Below are 23025 nucleotides of genomic sequence, written 5' to 3' on the forward strand. Positions count from 1 at the left end.
CGGGATGTTTCAATCCTTCGAGGTGACGGCGCGGCCCGAACAGGGACCGCCGCGGCTGGCAGCGTTGCGCGAGGTTCTGGCGGCGCGGGGGCTTGACGGATTTATTGTCCCGCGCGCGGATGCGCATCAGGGGGAGTATGTCGCGGCGCGCGACGCGCGGCTGGCCTGGTTGACCGGGTTTACCGGATCGGCGGGCTTCTGTGTGGTGCTGCACGATATGGCCGGCGTGTTCATCGACGGGCGCTACCGCACGCAGGTAAAGGCGCAGGTTGCTGATGTCTTTACCCCCGTGGCCTGGCCCGAGACCTCGATGGCGGACTGGCTGCGTGTGCACGTGCCGCGCGGCGGGCGCGTGGGTTTTGATCCCTGGTTGCATACGGTGGATCAGATCGCGCAGGCCGAGCGCGCGCTGGCCGGGAGCGGTATCACGCTGGTGCAATGCGACAATCCGGTCGATGCGGTCTGGGAGGATCAGCCTGCCCCTCCGATGGCCCCCGCCAAGCCGCACCCCCCCGAGTTTGCGGGCGAGAGCCACATCGACAAGCGCGCGCGGCTGGCCGCCGCACTTAAGCAGGCCGGGGAGAGCGCCGCCGTGCTCACCCTGCCCGACAGTATTTGCTGGCTGCTCAACATCCGGGGCGCGGATATCGCGCGCAATCCGGTCGTGCACAGCTTTGCCCTCCTGCACGTCGACGGGTCGGTCGATCTGTATGCGGCGCCCGCGAAATTCGATCGCCTGACGGACCATCTGGGGGCGGATGTGCGGCTGGCGGCGCCGGAGGGGTTTCTGGCGGCGCTGGACACGCTTGAGGGGCCCGTGCGGATTGACACCGGGTCGTGTCCACAGATCGTGGCCGACCGTTTGGGCGATCGCGCGCGTCCCGGCGCGGAGCCTTGTGCGCTGCCCAAGGCGCGCAAGAACGCCGCCGAAATCGCGGGCGCGGCCGAGGCGCATCTGCGCGACGGGGCGGCCATGGTCGAACTGTTGTGCTGGCTCGACGGGCACGCGCCCGGCACGCTGACCGAAATCGCCGTGGTCCGCCAGCTCGAGGCGTTTCGCCGCCGCGACAACGCGCTGCAGGACATCAGTTTCGAGACGATTGCGGGCACCGGCCCGAACGGCGCCATCATGCACTACCGCGTGACCGAAGAGACCGACAGCACGCTTGAGGACGGCCATCTGATCGTGCTCGACAGCGGGGGGCAGTACCTTGATGGCACCACCGACATCACCCGCACGATCGCCATCGGCACCCCGCCGCGCGAGGCCTGTGCCGCCTTTACCCGCGTGCTGGCGGGCATGATCGCGATGAGCCGCCTGCGCTGGCCGCGCGGTCTGGCCGGCGCGCATATCGAGGCGATCGGGCGGGCGCCACTTTGGTTGGCGGGGCAGGATTTTGACCACGGTCTGGGCCACGGCGTGGGCGCCTACCTGAGCGTGCACGAGGGGCCGCAGCGCCTGAGCCGCATGAGCCAGGTGCCGCTGGAGCCGGGCATGATCCTGAGCAATGAGCCGGGATATTACCGTGAAGGGGCCTTTGGCATCCGCATCGAAAACCTGCTGGTCGTGCGGGAGGCACCCGATCTGCCCGGCGGCGACGCGCACCGCGCGATGCTCGACTGGCAAACCCTGGCCTTTGCGCCCATAGACCGGCGGCTGATCCTGGCCGACCTGCTGGAGCCCGCGGCGCGTGCATGGCTCAACGATTACCACGCGCAAACGCTCGAAAAGATCGGGCCACGGGTGTCGCCCGCGGCAAAAGCGTGGTTATCTGAGGCTTGCGCCCCAGTTTAGGGGCATCGAGTATCCAGAGGGGGGACAGATCATGGCAGCGAATATCACCATCACCAAGGCCGCAGGCCAGTGGAGCGTGCGGGCGGGCGGTGCGGTCATCGGCGAAAGCTCGGACGCGCTGGAGCTGACCGAGGGCGACTATCCCCCGGTGATCTATTTTCCGCGCGGCGACGTGGCGATGGCGTTTCTGGATCCCACGGATCACACGACCGAGTGCCCGCACAAGGGAACGGCCAGCTATTTCTCTATCGTGACAAAAAGTACCACGTTGCAGAATGCCGTCTGGTCCTACGAAGATCCCAAGCAAGACGTTGCACGCATCAAGGGATATCTGGCGTTCACGCCCAGCGACACTGTGTCGGTCGAAAAGATCTAGGAGTGTTCCTCGGCGGCGGTGGCGGCCAGCGCGCGGTTATAGGCGCGCAGGGCATCCACGTGGAACAGCGCGCCCAAGAGTTCCGGCGGCGCCGCTTCCCTTGACAGGGACACCACCGGTAGGAACGGCTGCTGGGATTGCTCGAACATGGGCATCGCCTGCTCAAGCGTGGTGGCCCCGTCGATATACACCCCTTCGCCGATCATCTCCCAGCAGGTGTCGGGATCGGCGGCGCGGGCATGGTCTGGCGTGCGCATGGTCGAGGCGGCGGTGAACATCGCCAACAGATAGGCCTGCGGCCCGGCGGCAAGGTGGATGCCGCGCCGCTCGATCTGGGTGAGGAAAAAGCTGTGATCGACCGCGCGCGAGGAAATTGCGGTGGAGATGCTGACGGCCACCATCACCGCCAACCCCGTCTGCCAGTCGCCCGTCAGCTCGAACACGATGAGCGTGGTAGAGATTGGCGCCCCCAGCACCGCCGCCGCGACCGCCCCCATCCCCGCAAGCGCATAGAGCGAGACGGAGCCTGAAACATCGGGAAAGATCCCCGTGGCGATCAGCCCGAACGCAAGCCCCACCAGCGCGCCCGTCATCAACGAGGGCGAAAAGATCCCGCCGCCCATGCGCCCTCCCAGCGTAATGGCCACCGCCACGACCTTGAGCACCGCAAAAACCATCGCCTCGTGCAGCATCAACTCGCCGGTCAGCGCCAGCGAGGTCGTCTCGTAGCCGACGCCGATGATGTGCGGAAACCACAGCGCGATAACGCCCAACGCCATCCCGGCCAGCATCGGGCGCAGCCACCTGGGCAGCGACGTGCGCCGCTGTATTTCATTCCCCAGATCGTCGGCCCAGAACACCGCGCGCATCAGGATCACCGCCACCAGACCGCAGGTAAGGCCCAGCATCAGGAAGGCCGGAAGCTCGATGTAGAATTGCAGCTCACCCGTGGTTGGCAGTTTGAATTCCGTCACGCCGCCAAATTCCAGACGGTTGATGACCGTGCCCGCAACGGAGGCGATGACGATGGGCGCAAAGGCGTGGATCGCAAAATGCCTCAGCACCACCTCAAGCGCAAAGAGCGCGCCCGCGATCGGCGCGTTGAAGCTGGCCGAGACGGCGGCGGCAACGGCGCAGCCCAGCAGATCGCGCCCGGTGATGCCGTCGGCGTTGATGCGGTTGCTCACCCAGGTGGAGATCATGCCCGCGATATGCACCACCGGCCCCTCGCGCCCCGAGGATCCGCCCGTGCCCAGCGTCACCAGCGACGCCGCTGCTGAGGCGAGCCCGGCCCGCGTCTCGACCCGCCCGTCGTGCAGCGCCGATCCCACGATCACATCCGCGACCGAGCGTGCCCGCGCATCCGGCGTGAAACGATCGAGAATGACACCCGTTACCAGACCGCCCAAGGTGGGGATGATCACGACCCAGTACCAATCGAGCCCCGAGATGAAGCTGTGCAGGTACTGCACATCCTCCGTACCGTAGAGCGTTTCCTGCAACAGGTTGATCCCCTTGCGGAAAAACAAGGCGGCAAAGCCTGCGCAAATCCCGATCACCAGCGCGATGAACCAGAATTGCACCTTGCCCGGCCCCTTGCGGCGCAGCACCGCCCAGCCCTCGCAGCAGCTGTCCCAGGCCTGGGACGCTTGCGCGGTCAGAAAGGAGCGGTCGGGCGCGGACATCGGTGGCCTTTGACGCAGTGAGGCGGATGCCTCTCGAAACCATACCCTTGCGGCGGTTTCAAGGCGCGCGGTCTCACGTGAGGGTGATTTGGCCCCGGAACGGGCGCAGTGCTCAGGCGCTCAGCAGTGCGCGGGCCGCCTCGCGGGCGGCATCGGTGATCTGGTCGCCCGCGACCATGCGCGCGACCTCGTCGATGCGCGCAGCAGCATCCAGCGGCACCACATCGGTGCGCGTCATCCCCTTTGTCACCGATTTCTCCACCCGCCAGTGATGCGCGCCAAGGGCAGCCACCTGCGGCGAGTGCGTGACGACCAACACCTGCCCCGCCTGCGCGATGGAGGCCAGCCGGCGCCCAACGGCATCCGCCGTCGCCCCGCCCACGCCACGATCAATTTCGTCGAATATCAGCGTGAGGCCGGTCTGGTGTTGCGTCAGGCACACCTTGAGCGCGAGCAGAAAGCGCGACAGCTCCCCGCCCGAGGCGATCTTGTTAAGTGGTCCGGCGGGGGCGCCGGGATTGGTGGCCACGGTAAAGGTCACCGCGTCGGCACCCTCCGGGCCGGGGCTCTCGGGGGTGATCTGGGTGGCGAAGACCGCGCGCTCCATCTTGAGCGGCGCCAGCTCCGCGCTTACCGCCTTGTCGAGCCGGGTCGCCGCCTTGCCCCGCGCAGCACTCAGAGCCTCGGCGGCGGCGGCATAGGCGTCCTCGGCCTGACGCACCTCCGCCTCAAGCCGCGCGAGCGCCGCGTCGCCCGCGTCCAGCGTGCCGAGCTTGTCGCGCAGCGTCCCGGCAAAGCCCGCCAGCGCGTCGGGCATGACATCATGCTTGCGCGCAAGCGCCCGGATCGCAAACAGCCGTTCCTCGGTGTCCTCCAGCTCCGCTGCGTCAAAGCTCATGGCCTCGATCGCGCGCACCACACCGTCCATCGCCGTGTCCAGTTCGATCATGGATCGGTTGAGCGCGGCCATGGGTTCTTCCAGCGCGCCCTCGGCCCGGCCGGCGGCCCCGTCGAGCCAGCGCAGCGCGTCCGCCAGCCGCGCCTCGGCGCCCTGCTGGCCCATCGCCTCATAGGCGTTCACGACATCTTCGCGGATCTTCTCGGCGGCCTGCATCTGGCGGCGGCGGGTGTCCAGCTGCGCCTCCTCGCCCTCCTGCGGGTCCAGCTTGTCGAGCTCGGCCACGGCGTAACGCAGGAATTCCTCCTCGGCGCGGATCTCTTCCTGTGCGGTCCGCGCGGCCTCCAGCGCCTTGCGCGCCGCCGCGCGGGCGGTCCACGCCTTGCGGGTGGGCCCCAGATCGATGCCACCGTAGGCATCGAGGATCGCGCGATGCCCGCGCGGGTTCAGCAGACCGCGGTCGTCGTGCTGGCCGTGCAGCTCCACCAGGGTCTCCGACAGCTGTCGCAGCACCTCGCCCGAGCAGCGCCGGTCGTTGACCCACGCGGTCTTGCGCCCCTCGGCGGTGTTGATACGCCGCAGGATCAGCTCATCCCCGCCGGGCAGCCCGGCCTCTTCGAGCACCGCGTGGGCCGGGTGACCGTCGGGCAGATCGAACCACGCGGTCACCTCGCCCTGCGCGGCCCCTTGCCGGACCAGATCGGCGCGCCCCCGCCACCCCAGCACAAAGCCCAGCGAATCCAGCAGGATCGACTTCCCTGCCCCGTCTCACCTGTCAGCACGTTCAGACCCGGCTGGAACGCGAGTTCCAACCGCTCGATGATGAGCATGTCCGAGATGTCCAATCCGCGCAGCATCGGCCTATCCTGTGGGGGGCTGCGGGGTTACAGCCATTCGCCCTTGATCGTCTGGCGGTAAATGGCCGACAGCCAGTTGTTGCCAAGGCTCTTGAGCTCCAGCCCCCGACCGGTCAGCAGCTTGTAGCTGTCCTCGTACCACTCGGTCGACTGGTAGTTATAGCCCAGGATCGCGCCGGCCGTCTGTGCCTCTTCGGTGAGGCCAAGGCTCAGATATGCCTCAACCAGCCGATGCAGCGCCTCTGCGGTGTGGGTCGTGGTCTGGAATTCCTCGACCACGACGCGGAAACGGTTGATCGCGGCGGTATAGTGATCGCGGCGCAGGTAGTAGCGCCCGATCTCCATCTCCTTGCCCGCAAGATGGTCGAACGCGAGATCGAATTTCAGGATCGACGAGCGCGCGTATTCGCTCTCGGGATAGCGCTCAATCACCTGACGCAAGGATTGCAACGCCTGAAAGGTCAGCCCCTGATCGCGGCCCACATCGTCGATCTGATCGTAATAGCTGAGCGCCAGCAGGTAGGACGCATAGGCCGCATCGTCATCGTCTGGGTAGAAATCGATGAAGCGTTGCGCGGCTGAGCGGCTGTTGGGATAATCTGCATCCTGATGATAGGCAAACGCCTGCATGATCAACGCGCGCTTGGCCCATTCGGAATAGGGGTACAGCCGCTCGATCTCCGCGAAATAGAACGCACCTTCGGCGGGGCGTCTGCGGTTCAGCTCGAATTCGCCGCGTTCGAAAATCTGTTCGGGCGAATATGTCTCAAGCGGGATTTCCTGCGGGTTGAACAGGTTATTGGTCACAAGACCGGCGTTGCGGTTCCCGCCGCACGCGGCCAGCGTGCCGACCAGAACCAGCGTCATGGACAGACGTGTTGCCCTTCCCCCAAAACCCATTTCCGGTATCCCCTGTTCACATCCCGCTTTGACCGTCTTAGGGTCTCATGGCCCCGTTGACCATGGTGTTACCACAATAAAGCGGGTTGCCAAATGCCGATTTGGTGTGCGTCAGGCGACGGCGGGGATCTCACCCCAGTGCAGGCCGTGACCGGGCAGCCGGGCGGCCATGTCGCCGGTGCATTCCACAAGGCGAACCGCGCCTTCTTGCGCAAAAAGCGCGCGCAGCAGCGTGTTGGTCAGCGAGTGGCCCGCACGCACGCCGGTGTAGTGGCCCAGCAGCGGCGCACCGGCCAGCGCCAGATCGCCCAGGGCGTCCAGCATCTTGTGGCGCACGGGCTCGTCGCCGTGGCGCAGGCCACCCGGGCTCAGCACCGCGTCACCGTCGAACACGACCGCGTTTTCGCCGGATTGCCCGCCAAGGGCCAGACCGTTGGCCTGCATTGCCTCCACATCCGCCTGGCGGCAGAAGGTGCGGCTGTCGCAAAGCTCCCGCGCGAAAGAGCCGTTGTTCATCACCAGCGATTTGGTCTGGCGACCGATTGCCGCATCGGCAAATTCGATTTCGAAATCAATGCGCAGCGTGTTGCTGGGTTTAATCGTGGCCACGGCATCGCCATCGCGCACGGTCACTTCCTTGAGCACTTCGAAGGCCATTACGGGGGCGGCCTGCGGCTGCACACCCGTCGCCATGATACCCCGCACGAAAGGCGCGGAGGAGCCATCGAGGATCGGCACTTCAGGGCCATCGAGATCAATAACCGCGTTGTGTACCCCGCATCCCGCGAGGGCCGCCATCAGATGCTCAACGGTGGAGACTTCCAAACCGGTGTTGTTGCGCAGTTTTGTGCACAGCGGCGAGCGGTTGACCGCATCCCACCGCGCGGGGATCATGCGCTGACCCACGGCCACGTCGGTACGTTTGAACCAGATGCCGCTGCCCACGGGGGCAGGACGAACTGTCGCCGTTGCGGGCTGGCCGGAATGCAGGCCAATCCCTGCAAAGCTGATCGCTGTTTTCACGGTTGTCTGCACGACGGTATCCTCGGGTTGATTCAAGTTCACGCTTGATTAACCCTTAGATACGGGGGTGGTTGCCACCGGACAATTCAATCATTGCTACGGGCTGAAACATGTCTGTCACAAATGGGCGCATGCCTGCCATACCTATTGCAACCCTTTGATATGAAACGGAAAGAGCCGCCCGAAGGCGGCTCTCAACATCACGTGATCGGTGTGATTAATTTGCCTGGCGACGCAGGAACGCGGGGATTTCGATGCGTTCCTGATCGGGATCGGGCTCCTGGCGCGGCTGAGGGGCCGCTTGCTGCGTTGCCTGCATCGGCGGCTGCTGACGGGGCGGCTGCGGTACGGGGCGCGCCTGACCTTCGGCCTCCTGCGCACCGGTCATGCGGTTGATCAGCGAGTTGATGCCAAAGCGAGGGCGCTCACCCCCCTGCCCTGCCTGCGCGGCGGGTTGCTGGGGCTGCGGCTGGGCCGCACGCGGTGCGGGCGCAGGTGCTGCCGCAGGCGCGGGATTGGCCCGCTGTGCCGCAGCGCGCAGACGCGCCATCGCTTCGGGCGACGGGGTGCCTGGTGTGGGCGCACGGGGCGCGACAAAGGCCTCGGGCTGCGCTTCGATTTCTTCGACTTCGGGCGCTTCGGCCTCCTCGTGCGTGTAGGCCGGGGGCGGCAGATCGTCCGCCTGCTGCTCTGCGCGCGCCTCGCGACGCTCAAAGAACATGTCGCGCTGTTCTTCCGCGCGGGTCTGCTGGCGTGCGGGTGCTTCGTCAAAGAAGCTTGGCGTCGCTTCGGCCTCTTCCTCGTATTCGGTCTGCGCGGCAACCGGCGCAGGCGCTGGCGCCGGTGCCTCGACGGGCGCTTCCTCGCGCGCTTCGTGCACCAGCGGAGCCGACATCGAACGACGCGGCAGCGGCACATCGCCGGTTTTCTCGAGCGCGTCGATGCCGGTGGCCACAACGCTGACGCGCATCATGCCACCCAGCGACGCGTCCATGGTGGAGCCGACGATGATATTCGCCTCGGGGTCGACTTCCTCGCGGATGCGGTTGGCCGCCTCGTCGAGTTCGAACAGGGTCAGATCGTCGCCGCCCGTGATGTTGATCAGCACGCCCTTGGCGCCGCGCAGCGAGATTTCGTCGAGAAGCGGGTTCGCGATGGCCTTCTCGGCGGCCTGAACCGCGCGATCCTCGCCCTCGGCCTCGCCGGTGCCCATCATCGCCTTGCCCATCTCGTCCATCACGGCGCGCACATCGGCAAAGTCGAGGTTGATGAGGCCCGGACGCACCATCAGGTCGGTCACGCCTTTGACCCCTTGATAAAGCACGTCATCGGCCAGGCTGAACGCCTCGGTGAATGTGGTTTTCTCTGTCGCGATGCGGAACAGGTTCTGGTTGGGAATGATGATCAGCGTATCGACGACCTTTTGCAGGGCTTCGACACCCTCTTCGGCCTGTTTCATGCGCTTGGCGCCCTCAAACTGGAAGGGCTTGGTCACGACGCCGACGGTCAGCACGCCCAACTCGCGCGCGGCCTGCGCGATGATCGGTGCGGCCCCGGTGCCGGTGCCTCCGCCCATACCGGCGGTGATGAAACACATGTGCGCGCCCGCCAGATGGTCGACGATCTGCTCAATGCTTTCCTCGGCGGCGGCGGCGCCGACGCTGGCGCGCGCGCCCGCGCCCAGACCTTCGGTGACCTTGATGCCCAGCTGCACGCGGTTGTCAGACTTCGCCTGCTGCAGTGCCTGAGCGTCCGTATTGGCGACGACAAACTCAACCCCGTCGAGTTCTTTCTCGATCATGTTGTTGACGGCATTGCCGCCCGCGCCGCCGACACCGAACACGGTGATACGTGGTTTAAGATCGTCCTGTCCCGGCATCGAAAGATTCAAGGTCATCGCTATTCCGCCTGTGTTTGCCCGCACCGCGCGGGTCTATTTTCCCAATATTTCGTTAATTCTAGACGTCTGCGCGTCCATCGTCACGTGAAAAAGCCTCTTTCACCCCTAAATATGGGCAGTTTTTTGCCGGTTTCACCGGTATTTCGCCCCTCACACCGCATCTTGCGTCTACCAGTTATCCCGAAACCATTTCACCGCCCGTTTGAGCGACCGCGCGGGATAGCGATCGGCGGGGATGTCAAAGTCCCACCATTCGTCCTGCGGATTCGCTGCCAGCAGCGCCAGACCCACGGCCGAGGAAAAGCTGGGCCCCGTCGCCGCCTGTGGTAGACCGTGCACGCGCAGCGGCCGCCCCAGCCGCACCTGCTGGCCCAGGATCTTGCTCGCCAGCCCGTCAAGGCCCGGGATCTGGCTGGCACCTCCGGTCAGCACGATCTTCTGGCTGGGCAGATGGTCGAAACCTGCGGCGTCCAGACGGGCGCGGACCTCTTCGAAAATTTCCTCGACGCGCGGGCGCATGATGCCGATCAGCTCCGCGCGCGAAGCGGTGCGGCGGTCGTGCTCGAAATCGCCGGTCTCGCCGCCGATCTCGATCATCTCGCGGTCGTCCATGCCCGTGGCCTGCACCCCGCCGTAGAAAGTCTTGATCCGTTCGGCGTTGGCCGTGGGCACCTGCAGCCCCATCGAAATATCGCCGGTGACGTGATCGCCGCCCATGCGGATGCTGTCGGCGTAGATCATGTGTTTCTTGATAAAGATCGACACGCTGGTCGCCCCGCCGCCCAGATCGATGCAGGCGGCGCCAAGCTCCTGCTCGTCCTCGACAAGGCTCGACATGCCGGAGACGTAGGCGCTGCTGGCGATGCCCGCGAGTTCCAGATCGCAGCGTTTGATGCAATACGCCAGATGCTGCACGGCGGCGGCATCGACGGTCACCATGTGCAGATCAACGCTCAATTCATTGCCCAGCTGGCCGCGCGGGTCGATCAGCCCGGTGCGGTGGTCGAGCGAGAAATTCACCGGCTGCGCGTGCAGCACCTCGCGCCCCTCGCCGTATTCGGGCACATCGCAGGAGGCCAGCACGCGGGCCACATCATCCTCGCTGACGGTCTGATCTTCCAGCGTGACCGCCGCATCGAGCCCGTAGGAGCGCGGCTCCGCCCCCGCAAAACACGCGATCACGTGATCCACGCGGATGCCCGCCATCTTTTGCGCGGCCTGAAGGGCGGTGCGAATGGCGCGCTCCGTCTCTTGCATCGCGGCGATTTCGCCGAACCGCACCCCGCGAGAGCGTGTCGTGGCCGCCCCGATCACCCGAAAGCCCGACTGCCCTGCGAGCGATCCGATCTCCCCGTCCTCACCCAGCTTGCCCGAGCCGTCAAAGCGCAGCACCAGCGCCGCGATTTTCGAGCTGCCCACGTCGAGAATGGCAACCACCCCGCGCTGCATCGCCAATTTGCGCATCTGCCGCATGGTGCGCTGACTGTTGTAGAGATCACTCATTTGTTTTTGCCCTGAAAGCTGCCTGTTTCGCCGCACGTTCCTCGGCGGCGATTTGTGTCATGCGGATCGTTGGCCGCGTGGAAAGTCGCATGTCGACGGTGGTGACATCGCGCGACAGCACCCGAAGCTCGGGCGCGTTTTCCAGCGCGATCACCCGCTCCAGCGCGCGCAGCGCACCGTCCTCGGGCAGCAGGATACGCTGGTCGCGGTCCAGCACCACATCCCAGCGGCGCGCGCCCATGCGCACCAGCCCGCGCAGCCGGTCACCCAGCGGCGCCGCCGCATCCATCAGATCCAGCGCCTCGGCCACGGCGGCATTTGCCCCCTCACCCGCGATCAGCGGCAGATCGGGCCGGGCATAGCGGCTGGTGGCCATGGCCACATGCACGCCGCTCTCGTCCACCAGCGTCAGCCCCGCCTCGCTGCGCCACAGCGCCACCGCCTGGCGGGGAGTGACATCCACATGCAGCACGCCGCCCGGCTTGATCCGGACGGAGGCCGATTTTACCGCCGAGATTCCCGAGATCTGCGCGCGCATCGCGTCAAGGTCCAGATCAAAGCTCGACACCGGGAAATCCAGCGGAAAGCTGTCGCGGATATAGCTGGCAAGCTCATCCTTGGCGCCGTCGATAGCCATCAGATTGACCATGAATTCGGGCCGCGTCTCGATGCTGGCGCGCGCGTCGGCCACCATGGCCTGAATGGCCGCCTGCCGCTCTGGCTGGCCCAGATACAGCGTGCCGAGCCCCAGCGTCAGGCAAAACGGCACGCCTGCGCGCAGGGCAAAGCGAATACCCGGCGTCAGCATCCAGCGCTGGATGCGCCAGGCCCATCGCGACGGCGCGGGATCAGATTTGGCGGGCGGGGCGCGGCGGATCAGCGATCGCATGAGGCATCCTCCACCATCCAGTGACACAGCTGAGGAAACGATATGCCGCAGTGCTGCGCCTGCTCGGGCGTGAGCGACGTGCCGGTCATGCCGGGCTGGGTATTGGTTTCCAGCAGGATCAACCCTTCGGTGCCTCGCGCCTCGTCCCAGCGGAAATCGGTGCGGCTCACCCCCGGCAGCCCAGCGCAGTGTGCGCGCGCAGGGCGTAGTCGAGGCACAGATCAAAGATGTCCTGCGGGACATCGGCGGGGATCACATGGGTCGATCCACCTTCCTTGTATTTCGCGTCGTAGTCGTACCAGCCGGTCGTCAGAATATCCGTGACCGTCAGGGCGCGGTTGCCCACAACGGTCGTCGTCAGCTCGCGCCCGGGCGCGAAGGTCTCGACCATCACTTCATCGGGCATCTCGGGGCCCAGCTGCGGCGGGCCGTTGTTCTCGATCTCGACAAGGTAGACGCCGACGGAGGAGCCTTCATTGTTGGGCTTGACCACATAGGGCGGCAGCATCACATGCTCGGCGCGCACCCGCTCGGCGGGGACGATCACGCTGTCGACCACGGGCAGCCCGGCGGCGCGGAAAATATCCTTGGAGCGTTGTTTATCCATCGCGATGGCCGACGCCCGCACGCCCGAATGGGTGTAGGGGATGCCCGCCCATTCAAACAGGCCCTGCACGCAGCCGTCCTCGCCCCAGCGCCCGTGCAGGCAATTGAGCACGGCGGCCGGTTTGGCGCGCGTCAGCACGTCCAGCAGATCGCGGCCCGCATCGACCTCGATCACATCGGTGTATCCGTATTCCCGCAGTGCCGCAGCGCAAGCGCGCCCAGTTGACAAGGACACTTCGCGCTCAGCCGAAGGTCCGCCCATTACTACCGCCACTGTCGGGTGTGTCCTGCTCGACATACCCTTGTGCCTTCAATGTCCCGGACCTTTTCGGCCCATTCTTGTTATTGGCGCCGCTTTTGCGCGGCTTTGCCCCGGCGTGAAACGATTATTTTTGGCCCACGCGCATGATTTCCCACTCTAGCGTGATACCGCGGGAATCGTAAACCTTTTTTCGCACGTCCTCGCCCAGTCCTTCGAGGTCTGCTGCAGTGGCCCCGCCGGCGTTGATCAGGAAATTGGCGTGTTTGGGCGACATCTGCGCGCCACCGCGCATGGCCCCCTTCATCCCCGCCTCTTCGATCAGCTTCCACGCCTTGAGATCGTGCACATCGTCCGCCCTGCCCGTCGAGCTGAAGCCCGCCGGATTGCGGAACGTCGAGCCCGCGCTGCGGTCCTTTGTGGGTTGGGTCGCGTCGCGCTTGTCCAGTTGATCCTGCATCGCGGCGTGCAAATCCGCCGGGTCGCCCTCGGGCGGGGCGAACCACGCCTGCGTGATGACGGCGCCCTCGGGCAGATCGCTTTGCCGGTAGCGGAAATTCATCTGATCGCGGGTGAAACTGGCGCGCGATCCGTCCCGCAGCACGGCGTGCACTTCGATCAGATGATCCTCGGTATAGCGGCCGTAGCAGCCCGCGTTCATGCGTACCGCCCCGCCGATGCTGCCGGGGATGGTGCGCAGAAACGCCAGATCCAGCCCCGCATCGGCAGATTTGCGTGCCACATGCGCGTCGAGTGCCGCCGCCCCGGCCAGCACCTGGCCCTCCCTCACATCAATCTGGTTGAACCCCCGGCCCAGCCGGATCACCACCGCGCGCACCCCGCCGTCGCGCACGATCAGGTTCGATCCGACGCCCATGGGAAACACGTCCACATCACCGGGCAGATGCGCCAGGAAGTGTTGCAGATCAGCGATATCGGCGGGCTGGAACAGGTAATCCGCGGGGCCCCCACGCGCAGCCACGTCAGATCCGACAGATCGCGCTGCGGCGTCAGCTTGCCGCGCACCTGCGGCAGGTCGCTCATTCCACGCGGCTTTCGTGCAGCGCGCGCATCAGCCGCCCGATCAGGAAGCCCAGCGCCAGTGCGCTGAAGGCATAGCACACCGCCGCCGCATGGGCGAACATCGCCGCCCCCTCGAACGGGTGCGCCCCAAGACCCACCACCATCCACGCGGTATTGAGGGCCATACCCCCAAACGCCACAACCGCGAACAGCCCGAACCGCCGGGCGTATCCGGCGTAGGCGCAGCCGAACATCCAGACAAACAGAACAATTGCGAGGCTTGTATACATCGTGCTTACTCCACCACCGAATTGCGGCCCCGCCGGCGCAGCCAGCGGCCCAGATAGATCACCGGCCAGCGCAGTACCGAACAGCCCGCCGCCAGCACCAAAAGACCCACCCAGGGCCCGTGCTGCAACACGGTGTAGCCCAGGATCGGGATGCCCACCGCAATCAGGATATAGGCGTTGCGCCAGTGGTAGTCCTTGCTTGGTGTCATGGCGATGATATTGGCCGTGACGGCCCAGAGGCAGACCAGCGTCAGCGAAAGGGTCATTGCGGGATCTCCGGGTGCTCTCCGCGCAGCCGCGCCGCGATATAGCGCAGCGGGTTGCGGAACATTGAAACGAATGCGGCCAGCCCGAGGGCGGCATAGATCCAGCCCATCTGCATCCCGATGGCGACAATCAGCACCGGGGCCGCGATCAGCAGCGCCACACCCGGCACGTATTGCCGCCGCATCGGCAGCATCGCCACGCCGGCCGAGGCGAACACCCAGCCGATGCAGAGCAACAAGAGCATCATGCGACGCGCTTGCGCAGATGGGTCACGCTCAGCGCCAGAAGCCAGCCCATCAGCACGCACAGCGGCAACGCCACCATCAGGCCCGCAGCACTCATCCCGCCGGGGATCGTGCTGCCGGGCATCAACAGTTTCGGGCCAATGATGCCGCAGGTGACGGCCAGCCACCCCAGCAAGATCGGCTTGGCATAGAGGGCATTGACGGTGCCGGCCAACAGGCCAACCACAAAAGACAAGATCAAGGCGGTCATGCCGCTTCTCCTTTCAGGGCGCGCAGGGCATCGGGCAAGCCGTTGGCCCAGGCGCTGATTGTACCGGCCCCGAGGCAGACGACCATATCGCCGGGCCGCGCCTGTTCGGCGACGAGCCGGGCCAGATCCTCCGCATCCGCGACACGACGGGCGTGGCGGTGGCCGTGCTGGATCAGCCCGGCAACCAGGGCATCGCGGTCCGCCCCGGGGATCGGATCCTCTCCGGCGCCGTAGACGGGGGCGATCCCCACCACATCACAATCATTGAAACACGCACAGAATTCGTCGAAATGATGGCTAAGGCGTGAATACCGGTGCGGCTGGTGCACCGCGATGACCCGCCCCTCGGTCGCGTGACGCGCGGCCTTGAGCACCGCGGCAATCTCGACGGGGTGGTGGCCGTAGTCGTCGATGATCGTCACGCCGTCGACCTCGCCCACGCGGGTAAAGCGCCGGTTCACCCCGCCGAAAGAGGCCAGTGCCGCGCGAATTTCCTCGCCCTTCATGCCCAGATGCCGCGCCACGGCGACCGCCGACAGCGCGTTCGAGACGTTGTGATCGCCGGGCATCGGCAGCGTGCAGCCCTCGATCACGATCTCCTCGGCCTGCAGGTGAATGTCGAAATGCGCCACGCCGCCCTTGTAGTGCAGCCCCACCGCACGCACGTCCGCCTGCGCGTTGAACCCGTAGGTGATGACGCGGCGGTCGGTGATCTTGCCCACGAGGCTTTGCACCTCGGCGTTGTCGGTGCAGCACACCGCGACGCCGTAGAACGGGATGTTGGAGGTGAATTCCAGAAAGCCCCGGCGCAGGTTCTCGATCGTGCCCCAGTGATCCATATGCTCTGGGTCGATGTTGGTCACGATGGCGATGGTCGCGGGCAGACGGTTGAACGTGCCGTCGCTCTCATCGGCCTCGACGACCATCCACTCGCCCTCGCCCTTGCGCGCGTTCGAGCCGTAGGCGTGGATGATCCCGCCGTTGATGACCGTGGGATCGAATTTGCCGCCGTCCAGCAGGGCCGCGACCATGGTGGTCGTGGTCGTCTTGCCGTGCGTCCCCGCCACGGCCACGTTGGATTTCAGGCGCATCAGCTCTGCCAGCATCTCGGCCCGGCGCACCACCGGCAGACCCCGCTCGCGCGCGGCGTCCAGTTCGGGATTGCCCGGTTTGATCGCGGAGGAGATCACGACGACCTGCGCGTGCTCGATATTCTGCGCCGCCTGCCCCTCGAATATCGTGGCGCCCAGCTCCGCCAGCCGCTGCGTGATTGGCGTGGATTTCAGATCGGACCCCTGCACCTGATAGCCGTGGTTGAGCAGCACTTCGGCGATGCCCGACATGCCGATGCCGCCAATGCCAACAAAATGAATGGCGCCCACGTCGAGGGGCAGTTTGGTGGCGGCGTTCATGGCGTCTCTCCTTGGTCTTGCGGATCTTGCGGATCTTGCGGCAGGCCCAACCCCTCGACCAGATCGGCGAGGGTTTCGGCGGCTTCGGGTTTGCCCTGGCCAAGTGCGGCCAGCGACATCTGCGTGGCGGCCGCCGGGTTGGACAGGATCATGTGGATGTGTTCGGACAGCGTGTCGGGGTTGGCCGACGCTTCTGATATCAGGATGGCGGCCTCGGCCTCGACCAACCCGCGCGCGTTGGCGGTCTGATGGTCACCGGCGGCGGCGGCAAAGGGGATCAGGATCGACGGACGCCCGATCACCGTCAGATCCGCAATCGTCGAGGCGCCCGAGCGCGAGATCACCAGCTGTGCCTCGGACATCCGGCGCGGCACATCGTCAAAGAACGGCTGCACATCCGCCGCGATCCCGTTTTCGGCATAGAATGTCGACACCCGCTCGGCGTCCTCGTCGCGGGCCTGATGGCTCACGCGGATGTTTTTGAGCATCTCCATCGGCAGATTGGCAATCGCCGGCGGCACCACATCGCTGAGGATCCGCGCGCCCTGGCTGCCGCCCATCACCAACAGCTCCATCGGGTAATCGCCCGGCGCGATATAGCCCGCGCCCTGACGCTCCAGCACGGCGGCGCGCACGGGGTTGCCGACATGGCCCGCCTCGGTGCCCTCGGGCAGTTGCGTCGGCCAGATGCCGCAGGCCACCCCATCGACGCGCGTAGCGAACAGCGTGTTCACCCGGCCCAGCACGCCGTTTTGTTCGTGGATCATGCGCGGCAGGCGCAACAGCACCGCCGCTCCCAGCGCCGGGATCGACGGGTAGCCGCCAAACCCGATTACCGCGCGGGGCCGGTCCATCATCATCTGCATCGCGGCCTTGAGCGTCCCGCCCGCAATCCGAAACGGCACCAGCGCCTTTGCCAACACGCCACCGCGCGCAAAGGTGGCGCTCGGCACCTGCTCGATCTGCACGGCATCGGGAAAGTTGCCGGTGTAGCGCGCACCACGGGCGTCGGTCGAGAGCTTCACCCGCCAGCCGCGCGCCAGCATCACCTCGGCCAGCGCCTGCGCGGGGAACATGTGCCCACCCGTGCCGCCTGCGGCAATTACCAAAAGGGGCCGCGGATTGCTCATCCCCGTCCCCGCGACAGAAGGGCCGAAATCTCACCCTGCGGGCGCGTGCGCGTAAACGCCAGCAACATGCCCAGCGCGATGCCGCTCGCGATCACCGAACTGCCGCCGTAGCTGACGAACGGCAGCGTCATGCCCTTGGCGGGCAGCAGCCGCACGGCCACGCCCATGTTGATCATCGCCTGCACCGCGAACATGCACGCCAGCCCCGTGCCCGCGAGGCGAATGAACGGATCGCGCTCGCGCATCAGCCGCATCAGCGAGCGCACGACAACCGTGGCGTAAAGCGCGATGATGCACAGCACCAGCACCAGCCCGTATTCTTCAGCGGCCACCGCGATGATGAAATCGGTGTGGGCATCGGGCAGTGACCATTTCACCTCGCCTTCGCCAACGCCCACGCCAAACAACCCGCCCTCGCGGATCGCGTTGGTGGCATAGCCCAGCTGCGTGGTGGGATCGACATCGGCGCTCAGAAACCCGTCGATGCGGCGGGCAAAGTGTTCGGAATTGGAATAGGCCACGGTGCCCGCGATCACGACCATGCAGGCCATGCCCACCAGCAGCACCATCGGCGCACCGGCCACGAAATACATCACGCCCCAGCCAAACAGCACCAGGCACGCCTGTCCGAAATCGGGCTGCAACGCCAGCATCAGCACGATCGTCAGGCACAGCCCGAACGACCACGCCTTGCCCGGCGGGCCGTTGATCTCAAGGTTCGCGGCCATCATCCAGGCGGCCACGACGACAAATCCGGGCTTGAGGAATTCAGACGGCTGTACCGAGGCAAAGCCAAGCGAATACCAGCGCGTCGCCCCCTTGCCGAAATCCGTGCCGAAGAACGGCAGGAACATCAGCGCGACAAAGGCTACAAGGAACCCGACAACCGCCAGGCGCCGCACCACCGTGGGTGACATCATCGACGTGAGCATCATGGCGATCATCGCCAGACCGCCAAAAAACGCCTGTCGCTGTACATAGTGAAACGGGGCAAACCCGTTCTTTTCCGCCAGCGGAGGCGAGGCCGCGAGCCCCAGCAACAGCCCAACGGCAAAGAGCATCAGAATGCACGACAACGCCCATTTATCGAGCGTGCGCCACCATTTGGGGAGGATCGGTTCGCCGTCCGCCACGGGAACCGCGCCATAGACCATTTCTGTCATGGATCTGCCTTACACTGCCTGTTCGCCCCCTTGGTCGGGGATCTGATCGCCAGTGTAGCGCGAAACGGCCCGCAGGGCTAGGGGTTTTGCCCCTGCCCTGCGCGCCGGTGTGCCCTCAGGCCGCGTGCATGCCCCGGATGGGGTAATCGTTGGCGCGCACGAATTTGATCCCGTTCGCGATCATCTCAAGATCGGGGCGCGCAAACGGCGCGTTCGAGATGTCGAGGATCTGGATCGCGCCCTCCGCATTGACCACAAACAGACCCGGCTCCGGGAAAGGCTGATCGGTCTCCTGCGGGCTGCGTGGATCGGAGATATAAAGCCCCAGCTGCGCCATCTGATCGAGGCTCAGATCATAGCCGATGCGCAGGTTCAGCTCCTTCTCAGTGGCCATCGCCTGCGCCTTATCGCGCCCGTCGCCCGAAACGGCGATCACATCCACGCCGAGGTCGTTGAAGGTCGGCTCCATCTCCTGCAGTTTGCTCAGGTAATTCTTGCAGATCGGGCAGTGCAGCCCGCGATAGACCACGACTAGCTGCCAGTCATGCCCGCCTGCGGGCAAACCCAGCGTGACGGTATCGCCGCCCAGCGTGGGCACCTCGAGTTTCGGAAATTGGCTACCTGCGGCGAGTGTAGACATGAGGGTCGTCTCCTTTTCATTGCTGTCTTCGGGGCAGATAGGTGCGCGGCGCGGTGTCGCAACTCTTTTCACAATAGCTTGACCGCGCGCCACGCTTCGGGCACCGCAGCGGACATGGAGTTTGAGACGGTCATCATCGGTGCGGGTGCTGCGGGCATGATGTGCGCGGGCCATCTTGATGGCCGCACACTGGTGGTCGATCATGCCAAGGCGCCGGGCGAAAAAATCCGCATCTCGGGCGGTGGGCGCTGCAATTTCACGAATATGTACTGCGATCCCGGCGCCTTTCTGTCGCAAAACCCGCATTTCGCCAAATCCGCGCTCGCGCGCTATACCCAGTGGGATTTCATCGCCCTCGTCGACGCCCACGGCATCCCCTGGCACGAAAAGACGCTGGGTCAGCTTTTCTGCGACACCTCCGCCAAGGATATCATCGCCATGCTGCGCGGATTGATGCAGGCGCGCGGGGTCGCGCTGTCGCTGCACACCCGCGTCGAGGATCTGCGTGCCGATACCGGCGGCTATGCGCTCACACTGTCCGACGGGCGGCGCCTGCGGGCAGGCCGCGTGGTGATCGCCACGGGCGGCAAATCCATCCCCAAGATGGGCGCGACTGGCTACGCCTACGACATCGCGCGCCAGTTCGGCCTGCCGCTGACCGACACGCGCCCGGCGCTGGTCCCCTTCACCTTCCCCGATCGCCGCTTTGCCGAAATCTCCGGCGTCTCCGTGCCCGCGCGGGTCGCGGCGGGCGGCACCGCGTTCGAAGAGGCGCTGCTGTTCACCCATCGCGGCCTGTCGGGGCCCGCGGTACTGCAGGCCTCCTCCTACTGGGAGGAAGGCGCGCCCGTGACGCTCGACATTCTGCCTGCGGATATGCTGGAGGCGCTGCGCGCGCAGCGCCAGACAGCGGGCCGGCGCAACATGACGACCGAGCTTGCACGCCATCTGCCCGCGCGTCTGGTCGATCACCTCGCGGGGCTGTTCGATCTGTCCGGCAATCTGGCCGATTGGTCCGACGCGCGGCTCACCGCGCTGGCCGACGGTCTGAGGCAATGGGAGCTGACCCCCGGCGGCACCGAAGGCTACCGCACGGCAGAGGTCACGCTGGGCGGCGTGGACACGGATGCGCTGTCCTCCCGCACGATGGCCGCGCGGGATATGCCGGGGCTTTATTTCATTGGCGAGGCGGTGGATGTCACCGGCTGGCTGGGCGGCTACAACTTCCAGTGGGCGTGGTCATCTGCCATGGCGGCAGCGGCGGATCTGAACGGCTGAGGGCAGCGCGCCCTCCTATCGATCCAGATGCGCCCGCACGAGCCGCACAAAGTCGTCGCCCCGCGCCTCGAAGCTGTCGTATTGGTCAAAACTCGCCGCCGCAGGCGCCAGCAGCACCGTATCGCCCGGCTCCGCCTCGGCCACCGCGCGATCCACGGCGGCCTGCATTGTGGTGCAAACCTCCGCCTCAGGGCGCAGCTGCATTGCAAAACCCGCCGCCTCGCGCCCGATCACATAGGCCTTGCGCACCGAACCACTGGCCGCCGCCAGCCCGTCCAGACCGCCCTCCTTCTCCAACCCGCCGCAAATCCAGCGGATATTGTCGAACGCGCTCAGCGCCTTGGCCGCCGCGTCCACATTCGTGGCCTTGCTGTCGTTGACGAACCGCACGCCGTCGCGCTCTCCGATCAGCTGGCTGCGGTGCGGCAAACCGCCAAAGCTGTGGAACGCCGCCTCGATCACACGCGGCGCAAGGCCAAGGCTGCGGCACGCCGCATAGGCGCAACACGCGTTTTGATGGTTATGCGCGCCCGGCAGGCCCGCGACGCCGCGCAGATCAATCGACGCCGCCTGCTTGCCGCCGCGCGTCTCGCTCAGAAAGCCCTTGCGCGCCACGACGTTCCAGCCCGGCCCGCCGAGCTTGCCCGCGACGCTCACACGGATGACGCGATCATCGCCGCGCCCCTCGCTGAGTTGCCCGGCCAGAAACAGCCCCTCATCCTCGTCCACGCCAATCACCGCGCGATCCGGCCCGCCCTCGGCAAACAGCCGACGCTTGGCCGCGAAATAGCCGCCCATGCCGGCGTGGCGGTCCAGATGATCGGGGCTGAGATTGGTGAACACCGCAATGTCCGGCGTCAGACTGCGCGCCAGTTCGGTCTGGTAGGACGACAGCTCCAGCACCACCACACCGCCCGACACGGGCGGATCGATATCCAGCACCCCGCGCCCGATATTGCCCGCCAGCTGCGCATCGCGGCCCGCGTGTTCAAGAATGTGGTGGATCAGCGCCGAGGTCGTCGATTTCCCGTTGCTGCCGGTGACGGCAATGACCCGTGGTGCTGTGTCGAACATCGCCCAGTCGGGCGTGGCGAAGGATTGAAAGAACAGCCCGATGTCATTGTCTACCGGCACCCCCGCGCGCAGGGCTGCGGCGATCACCGGATTGGGCCGGGGGTAGAGATGCGGGATGCCGGGGCTGACCACCAGCCGCGCGATATCATCGAACGCACCGACCCGCAGCAGCGCGCGCGTGGCAAATCCTTCGTCTTCGGCCCGCGCTCGTGCCTCCGGGTTGTCGTCCCACACCAACGCCTGCGCCCCGCCCGCGCGCAACGCCCGCGCGGCCGCCAGACCCGAGCGGCCCAGCCCCAGAACCGCCACCCGCGCGCCCGTCAGCCCCTGCACCGGGATCATGGGGCGCGCTCCGTCACAACCCGCGCGCTCGCAAATCTTCGACGAAGATTTGGGCCCAAAGTTTGCGGGCAAACTTTGCCGCGCCACGCCGCCATCAGCGCACCTTCAGCGTGGCAAGCCCGATCAACGCGAGGATCAGCGAGATGATCCAGAACCGGATCACGATCTGCGGCTCGGCCCAGCCCTTTTTCTCATAGTGGTGGTGGATCGGCGCCATCAGGAACACCCGCTTGCCCGTGCGTTTGAAATAGAGGACCTGGATGATGACGCTCAGCGCCTCGACCACGAACAAACCGCCCACGATGCCCAGGACCAATTCATGCTTGGTCGCCACTGCAATCGCGCCCAGCGCGCCGCCCAGCGCCAGTGATCCCGTATCCCCCATGAACACCGCCGCAGGGGGCGCATTGTACCACAAAAAGCCCAAGCCCCCGCCGAAGATGCCCGCAGTAAACACCAGGATCTCGCCGGTGCCGGGAACGTAGTGCACATCCAGGTAGTCGGTGAAATCGACCCGCCCCACGGCATAGGCGATCACGCCCAATGTCCCCGCGGCAATCATCACCGGCATGATCGCCAGCCCGTCCAGCCCGTCCGTCAGGTTCACCGCATTGGCCGCCCCCACGATGACGATCATCGCGAAGGGCACGAAGAAATAGCCAAGGTTCAGCAGCGTATCCTTGAACACCGGCATCGCCAGCTGATTTTGCAACTCGGCGGGGTGATAGACCGCCGACGCATAGCCCGCGATCCCGGCGATGAGAAACCCCAGCAAAAGCCGCATCTTCGACGAAACCCCGGCGCTGGTCTGCTTGCTGACCTTGGCGTAGTCATCGGCAAACCCGATGGCGGCAAAGCTCATCGTGACAAACAACACGATCCACACGAACGGATTGTCGAGCCGCGCCCAGAACAGCGTTGACGTCAACAGCGCCCCCACGATCAGCAAACCACCCATCGTCGGCGTGCCCGCCTTGGCAAAATGCCCCTCGGGCCGTCGTCGCGGATGGGTTGGCCACGGCCCTGACGGCGGCGCAGCACCGCGATCAGCGGGCGACCAAAGAGAAAGCCAAAGATCAGCGCCGTAAAAAACGCGCCGCCCGCCCGGAAGGTAATGTAGCGAAACAGGTTAAAGAAATCGCCGCCATCCGACAGCAGGGTCAACCAATACAGCATACATCGTCCTTCATACCGCCCCCGCGCCCAGATACGAGATGTTG

The 23025-nt window shown here is 65.8% G+C and carries 18 protein-coding genes and 4 pseudogenes; 3 read left to right on the forward strand and 19 right to left on the reverse strand.

Going from position 1 to position 23025, the window contains the following annotated elements:
- The first annotated feature begins 4 nt into the window (after positions 1-4).
- Both KDD17_RS08635 and KDD17_RS08640 read left to right on the forward strand, forming a co-directional pair.
- Positions 5-1795 (forward strand): aminopeptidase P family protein, encoded by a 1791-nt coding sequence (locus tag KDD17_RS08635; protein WP_212703309.1) that lies wholly within the window; start codon positions 5-7, stop codon positions 1793-1795.
- A gap of 31 nt (positions 1796-1826) precedes the next feature.
- Entirely contained in the window at positions 1827-2171 is a 345-nt protein-coding gene (locus KDD17_RS08640) for a DUF427 domain-containing protein (RefSeq protein WP_212703310.1), read from the forward strand.
- Here the strand turns inward: KDD17_RS08640 and KDD17_RS08645 are convergent.
- The 17 genes and pseudogenes from KDD17_RS08645 to KDD17_RS08725 all read right to left on the reverse strand — a co-directional run bounded on the left by KDD17_RS08645 (position 2168) and on the right by KDD17_RS08725 (position 19111).
- Positions 2168-3856, reverse strand: a complete 1689-nt coding sequence (locus KDD17_RS08645; protein ID WP_212703311.1) for a chloride channel protein — start codon at positions 3854-3856, stop codon at positions 2168-2170. The genes KDD17_RS08640 and KDD17_RS08645 overlap by 4 nt on opposite strands.
- Positions 3857-3968: 112 nt before the next feature.
- Positions 3969-5611, reverse strand: a pseudogene (recN, locus tag KDD17_RS08650) (DNA repair protein RecN).
- 27 nt (positions 5612-5638) lie between these two features.
- Positions 5639-6511: an outer membrane protein assembly factor BamD gene (locus KDD17_RS08655; RefSeq protein ID WP_431358115.1), complete on the reverse strand. Its 873-nt coding sequence runs from the start codon at positions 6509-6511 to the stop codon at positions 5639-5641.
- A 111-nt stretch (positions 6512-6622) separates the two neighbouring features.
- Complete coding sequence (gene lpxC / locus KDD17_RS08660; RefSeq protein ID WP_212706191.1) at positions 6623-7546, reverse strand: UDP-3-O-acyl-N-acetylglucosamine deacetylase; 924 nt, start codon at positions 7544-7546, stop codon at positions 6623-6625.
- Positions 7547-7751: 205 nt separating this feature from the next.
- Complete coding sequence (gene ftsZ / locus KDD17_RS08665; protein ID WP_212703313.1) at positions 7752-9431, reverse strand: cell division protein FtsZ; 1680 nt, start codon at positions 9429-9431, stop codon at positions 7752-7754.
- Between the two features lie 171 nt (positions 9432-9602).
- Positions 9603-10937 (reverse strand): cell division protein FtsA, encoded by a 1335-nt coding sequence (gene ftsA, locus KDD17_RS08670; RefSeq protein ID WP_212703314.1) that lies wholly within the window; start codon positions 10935-10937, stop codon positions 9603-9605.
- Positions 10930-11826: a cell division protein FtsQ/DivIB gene (locus tag KDD17_RS08675; RefSeq protein WP_212703315.1), complete on the reverse strand. Its 897-nt coding sequence runs from the start codon at positions 11824-11826 to the stop codon at positions 10930-10932. Before KDD17_RS08675 ends, ftsA begins: the two co-directional genes overlap by 8 nt.
- Positions 11814-12694, reverse strand: a pseudogene (locus KDD17_RS08680) (D-alanine--D-alanine ligase). Before KDD17_RS08680 ends, KDD17_RS08675 begins: the two are co-directional and overlap by 13 nt.
- A 124-nt stretch (positions 12695-12818) precedes the next feature.
- A pseudogene (gene murB / locus KDD17_RS08685) lies at positions 12819-13735 on the reverse strand (UDP-N-acetylmuramate dehydrogenase).
- Positions 13732-14004: a hypothetical protein gene (locus KDD17_RS08690; protein WP_212703316.1), complete on the reverse strand. Its 273-nt coding sequence runs from the start codon at positions 14002-14004 to the stop codon at positions 13732-13734. Before KDD17_RS08690 ends, murB begins: the two are co-directional and overlap by 4 nt.
- 5 nt (positions 14005-14009) lie before the next feature.
- Complete coding sequence (locus tag KDD17_RS08695) at positions 14010-14270, reverse strand: DUF2484 family protein (protein WP_212703317.1); 261 nt, start codon at positions 14268-14270, stop codon at positions 14010-14012.
- Positions 14267-14518: a DUF2484 family protein gene (locus KDD17_RS08700; RefSeq protein WP_212703318.1), complete on the reverse strand. Its 252-nt coding sequence runs from the start codon at positions 14516-14518 to the stop codon at positions 14267-14269. The genes KDD17_RS08695 and KDD17_RS08700 overlap by 4 nt, the downstream gene beginning before the upstream one ends.
- On the reverse strand, positions 14515-14766 hold the full coding sequence (locus KDD17_RS08705; protein ID WP_212703319.1) for a hypothetical protein: 252 nt from the start codon (positions 14764-14766) through the stop codon (positions 14515-14517). The genes KDD17_RS08700 and KDD17_RS08705 overlap by 4 nt, the downstream gene beginning before the upstream one ends.
- On the reverse strand, positions 14763-16178 hold the full coding sequence (gene murC, locus KDD17_RS08710; RefSeq protein WP_212703320.1) for a UDP-N-acetylmuramate--L-alanine ligase: 1416 nt from the start codon (positions 16176-16178) through the stop codon (positions 14763-14765). Before murC ends, KDD17_RS08705 begins: the two co-directional genes overlap by 4 nt.
- A complete protein-coding gene (locus tag KDD17_RS08715) occupies positions 16175-17308 on the reverse strand; it encodes a UDP-N-acetylglucosamine--N-acetylmuramyl-(pentapeptide) pyrophosphoryl-undecaprenol N-acetylglucosamine transferase (protein ID WP_212703321.1) in 1134 nt (377 codons plus the stop codon). Before KDD17_RS08715 ends, murC begins: the two co-directional genes overlap by 4 nt.
- Positions 17305-18471 carry a putative lipid II flippase FtsW gene (ftsW, locus tag KDD17_RS08720; RefSeq protein WP_212703322.1) on the reverse strand — a complete coding sequence of 389 codons (1167 nt, stop codon included), beginning with the start codon at positions 18469-18471 and terminating at the stop codon, positions 17305-17307. Before ftsW ends, KDD17_RS08715 begins: the two co-directional genes overlap by 4 nt.
- Before the next feature lie 115 nt (positions 18472-18586).
- Positions 18587-19111 carry a peroxiredoxin-like family protein gene (locus tag KDD17_RS08725; protein WP_212703323.1) on the reverse strand — a complete coding sequence of 175 codons (525 nt, stop codon included), beginning with the start codon at positions 19109-19111 and terminating at the stop codon, positions 18587-18589.
- A gap of 114 nt (positions 19112-19225) precedes the next feature.
- Here KDD17_RS08725 and KDD17_RS08730 point away from each other — a divergent pair, with 114 nt between their 5' ends.
- The gene (locus KDD17_RS08730) at positions 19226-20389 is read left to right on the forward strand and encodes a BaiN/RdsA family NAD(P)/FAD-dependent oxidoreductase (protein WP_212706192.1); all 1164 of its coding nucleotides are present in this window, start codon (positions 19226-19228) and stop codon (positions 20387-20389) included.
- A gap of 15 nt (positions 20390-20404) precedes the next feature.
- On the opposite strand, the gene murD is transcribed toward KDD17_RS08730, so the two are convergent.
- Positions 20405-21805, reverse strand: coding sequence for a UDP-N-acetylmuramoyl-L-alanine--D-glutamate ligase (gene murD, locus KDD17_RS08735; protein ID WP_212703324.1), 1401 nt, complete (start codon positions 21803-21805; stop codon positions 20405-20407).
- Positions 21806-21899: 94 nt separating this feature from the next.
- A pseudogene (gene mraY / locus KDD17_RS08740) lies at positions 21900-22981 on the reverse strand (phospho-N-acetylmuramoyl-pentapeptide-transferase).
- Between the last annotated feature and the right edge of the window lie 44 nt (positions 22982-23025).

The sequence above is a fragment of the Sulfitobacter albidus genome (genome assembly GCF_018200035.1).
Taxonomy (GTDB): domain Bacteria; phylum Pseudomonadota; class Alphaproteobacteria; order Rhodobacterales; family Rhodobacteraceae; genus Sulfitobacter; species Sulfitobacter albidus.